This window comes from Streptomyces prasinopilosus (assembly GCF_001419695.1).
Lineage (GTDB): Bacteria > Actinomycetota > Actinomycetes > Streptomycetales > Streptomycetaceae > Streptomyces > Streptomyces prasinopilosus.
The window spans coordinates 1-3,059 of record NZ_LIRG01000780.1 but is presented as its reverse complement, the minus strand read 5'-3'; the positions used below and the strand labels follow the sequence as shown (position 1 = coordinate 3,059).

4 protein-coding genes are annotated in these 3,059 nt (G+C 69.7%); all 4 read left to right on the top strand.

Annotation, left to right across the window (positions count from 1 at the left end):
* Positions 1-319 precede the first annotated feature (319 nt).
* Complete coding sequence (locus AOK18_RS26330) at positions 320-1,954, top strand: sensor histidine kinase (protein WP_079105193.1); 1,635 nt, start codon at positions 320-322, stop codon at positions 1,952-1,954.
* Positions 1,951-2,358 carry a roadblock/LC7 domain-containing protein gene (locus tag AOK18_RS26325; RefSeq protein WP_055573140.1) on the top strand — a complete coding sequence of 136 codons (408 nt, stop codon included), beginning with the start codon at positions 1,951-1,953 and terminating at the stop codon, positions 2,356-2,358. The genes AOK18_RS26330 and AOK18_RS26325 overlap by 4 nt, the downstream gene beginning before the upstream one ends.
* Positions 2,355-2,762 carry a DUF742 domain-containing protein gene (locus AOK18_RS26320; RefSeq protein WP_055695961.1) on the top strand — a complete coding sequence of 136 codons (408 nt, stop codon included), beginning with the start codon at positions 2,355-2,357 and terminating at the stop codon, positions 2,760-2,762. Before AOK18_RS26325 ends, AOK18_RS26320 begins: the two co-directional genes overlap by 4 nt.
* Positions 2,743-3,059 (top strand): GTP-binding protein (locus AOK18_RS26315; protein ID WP_206281595.1); only part of this gene is annotated, 317 nt, incomplete at its 3' end. The genes AOK18_RS26320 and AOK18_RS26315, both read left to right, overlap by 20 nt.

The window sequence follows — 3,059 nt, the reverse complement described above, 5'->3', positions numbered from 1 at the left end:
CGAATTCCGCTTGCCGCCGGCGGCGTTCCCATCCGGCGGCAAGCGGAATTCGCACATCTGGACGCTACTACGGTGCGTGCTCGAACGGTTCCCGAGAGTGTAAATGAGCTTCAGCGTACTCCTGTCCCAGGGGTCATTTCCGGCACTCGCCGAATATGACACGGCGTTGATCCTGTCGGACTAAGCTCGCCCGCAGCGCACCGAGTTGGGATGAATTCGTGTGTCTGTTCCCTATTGCGCGGATGATTCCCCTGTCTTCCCGGTCCATCCCCACCCGCATGTCCCCCGACCACCAGCCGATTCGTTCTCAGAGGCCTACATGGTGAGTGTCCAATCCCCGCCCGGTCGCCGCGAACTTCCCTACGCGCGCGTGCTGTTGATGCCGGCCATAGTGATGGCCGCGGCAACCGGAGCCGCCGTCGCCCTGGTGACGGAGCCCGCCCGGGCGGCCGTCGGCGCCTGCGGCGTCGTCGCGACCCTGCTGGTGATCGCCGCCGCGGCCGAGGCGGTGCGCCGCGGCCGCGTCCTGCGGGACGAGCGAGCCGAACACGACCGTCACCGCGCGTACCTGGAAGCGCGGATCGCCGCCCACGACACGGAGACGCTGCACTTCGCGGACGCCGTGGTCCCCGAGGCCCTGGACTTCCTGCACCGCGGGAACACCCCCCGGGAAGTGATCCGCCACATCAGGGAGGTCAACCCGGCCTGGCGCGACCTGCCCGAGTACCAGATCAAACTGCTCAGGACGATGCTGAAGATCATCGACGACGAGGAGGCCCTGCGCGACTCCTCCCAGCGCTCCTTCGTCAGCATCGCCCGCCGGGTCCAGGCGATCGTCCACCAGCAGGCCAAGGAACTGCGGGAGATGGAGGAGGACCACGGCCGCAACCCCGAGGTCTTCGACGACCTGCTGCGCATCGACCACGGCACCGCGCTGATCGGCCGCCTCGCCGACTCCATCTCCGTGCTCGGCGGTGGCCGTCCCGGACGCCAGTGGCCCGAGCCCGTCGCCCTCTACAGCGTGCTGCGCGGCGCGATGTCCCGCATCCTCGAGTACCGGCGCATCGACCTGAAGTCCATCGCCAAGGTCAACATCAAGGGCATCTCCGTCGAGCCGGTCATCCACGCCGTCGCCGAACTGCTCGACAACGCCACCCGCTATTCCCCGCCCCAGACCAAGGTCCACGTCACCGCCATCGAGGTGCAGACCGGCGTCGCCATCGAGATCGAGGACGCCGGAGTCAGCCTCGACGAGAAGGCGCGGGCCCGGATCGAGGACAAGCTGGAGAAGGCCAAGGCGGGCGTCGACCTCCAGGACCTCGGCACGAGTCCCCGCCTGGGCCTCGCCGTCATCGGCCGGCTCTGCTCCAGGTACAAGATGCAGGTCTCGCTGCGGGCCTCCGCCTACGGAGGCGTCCGCGCGGTCCTCATCGTGCCGAGCGACATGATGACCACCGAGCCCGGCGTCGGCCTCGCCCACGGCATCGGCGCGACCGCGGTGCCGATGCAGGTCGACGCGCTCCCCGGCCCCAAGCGCGCCCCCAAGAAGCGCCGTCCCACCAGCCCGAGCATCCCCGCCACCGTCTCCATGGAGGACGACGTCCCCGAGGTCACCGAATGGACCTCCAACGGCCTGCCGCAGCGCCGCAGCCGGGTGAAGACGTCGCTGACCCAGCGGTACGCCGAACAGGCCGCCGCCGAACGGGCCGAGCGGGAGGCCGCCGAACGGGGCGAGACCATCCGGTCCCCCTGGCCGGCCCCCGAGCCCGAACCGGCCAAGCCGAAGGACGACCGCGAACCCGGGCTGTGGGTCGACGCGTTCTGGGACGGCCTGAAGAAGGACCTCGAACCCGGCGTCCACCCCACCGACTTCACCCGGAACCCGACCGCGTACCTGCATCTGATCAACGAACCGGCCCGCACCGAGGCCGAGGACGAGGGGGACCTCAAGTGATCCAGCAACGCGCCAACTTCGACTGGATGCTCAAGGAGCTCGCCGACGGCGTACCCGGTGTCGAGATGATCGTGGTGCTCTCGGCCGACGGCCTGCGCATCGCCCGCTTCGGCGGCGAGCCGGACGCCGCCGACCGGGTCGCCGCGGCCTGCGCCGGCGTACAGAGCCTCGCCGGTGCCGTCGCCGGAGAACTCCCGCGCAGCGACGGCGAGATGAAGATGGTGATCATCGAGATCAACGGCGGCTACTTCTACCTGATGGCCGCCGGCGCCAACGCCTATCTCGCGGTGCTCTCCGACATGACCTGTGAACCCGGGCGGATGGGGGGCATGATGCGCGACCTCGTCGTCCGCATCGGCGCCCACCTCACCAGCCCGCCCCGCCGGAACGGGACGACCGTATGACTCCTCCGCAACGCCAGAGGCGCTCCCCGCAGGAGGACCCTCCTCCGCAACCGGCCCAGGACGGGAGGGAGGACGAACGGCCCAACCCGGAACGGCTGTACGTCGTCGCCGGTGCGGACGGGAACCGCGCGGACCTCGACCTCGTGACCCTGATCGTGGCGAGCGTCGAGGACCCCCCGCACTCCGCCACGCCCGAGCAGGCGGCCCTGCTCCGGCTCTGCGCCGCCCCCCTGTCCGTGGCCGAGCTCTCGGCCTACCTCAGCCTGCCGTTCGGCGTGGTGACCGTGCTGCTCACCGACATGCTGGCGGCGGAACTGGTGCAGGCGCGCGCCCCGATCGTCCGCAAGGCGCTGCCCGACCGTTCCCTTCTCGAAGCGGTGATGCATGGACTTCAAAGGCTCTGAGACCATCCCGGGCCCACGGACCGAGGATCAGCTGCCGCACACGGCCGAGGCCGCGGCGAAGATCGTGATCGTGGGCGGCTTCGGGGTCGGCAAGACGACCATGGTCGGGTCGGTCAGCGAGATCAAGCCGCTGACCACCGAGGAGACCATGACCCAGGCCGGCGTCGGCGTCGACGACAACTTCGGCTCCGCGTCCAAGACCGCCACCACGGTGGCCATGGACTTCGGCCGCATCAAGATCACCGAGCAGCTGGTGCTCTACCTCTTCGGCACCCCGGGCCAGGAGCGCTTCTGGTT

What these genes read in the sequence shown, in the direction of transcription:
- AOK18_RS26330 (WP_079105193.1), top strand. Translation starts at nt 320, where the DNA reads ATGGTGAGTGTCCAATCCCCGCCCGGTCGCCGCGAACTTCCCTACGCG.
- AOK18_RS26320 (WP_055695961.1), top strand. Translation starts at nt 2,355, where the DNA reads ATGACTCCTCCGCAACGCCAGAGGCGCTCCCCGCAGGAGGACCCTCCT.